At 57.0% G+C, this 610-nt stretch carries 1 pseudogene; it reads left to right on the forward strand.

Going from position 1 to position 610, the window contains the following annotated elements:
• Window positions 1-543 (forward strand): annotated as a pseudogene (locus tag AB1462_RS31525) (IS630 family transposase); the annotation flags it as partial.
• Window positions 544-610: the final 67 nt, after the last annotated feature.

A 610-nucleotide genomic window follows, 5' to 3' on the forward strand; every position in this document is an offset into this window, starting at 1 on the left:
GCCGTCGGTCCCGCCAAGGGCAAGGTGATCGAGATCTGGTTTCAGGACGAAGCGCGTATTGGGCAAAAGAACAAGATCACCCGCCGCTGGGCCAAGCGTGGATCAAGGCCATCCGCACCGCACGACCAGCGAACCCACTCGGCCTATATCTTCGGCGCGATCTGACCTAAACACGGCAAGGCCGCCGCTCTCGTCATGCCTTGGTGCGATACCCATGCCATGAACCAACATCTGATCGAAATCTCTCGAAACGTCGCCGACGAAGGGCACGCCATTCTGATCATGGACCAGGCAGGATGGCACATGTCCAACAACTTGGCCGTCCCCGAAAACATCACCATCCTACCCCTGCCGCCGAAATCACCCGAACTCAATCCCGTCGAAAACATCTGGCAGTTCATGCGTGAAAACTGGCTCTCGAACCGCGTCTTCAAATCCTACGAGGATATCGTCGACCACTGCTGCCACGCTTGGCGAACACCGCAGGACCGACCTTGGAAGATCATGTCCATCGGTCAGCGGCAATGGGCTCATAGGTTCTGATCAATGAGGGTTGGTATTACAGCGAAAACGCTGCGGGAACTGCTTTCTGGCCTGGGGTCTTGAAGGG

It is taken from the genome of Pseudomonas sp. SB113, from assembly GCF_040754745.1.
In the GTDB taxonomy this organism is placed as follows: Bacteria; Pseudomonadota; Gammaproteobacteria; order Pseudomonadales; family Pseudomonadaceae; genus Aquipseudomonas; species Aquipseudomonas grimontii.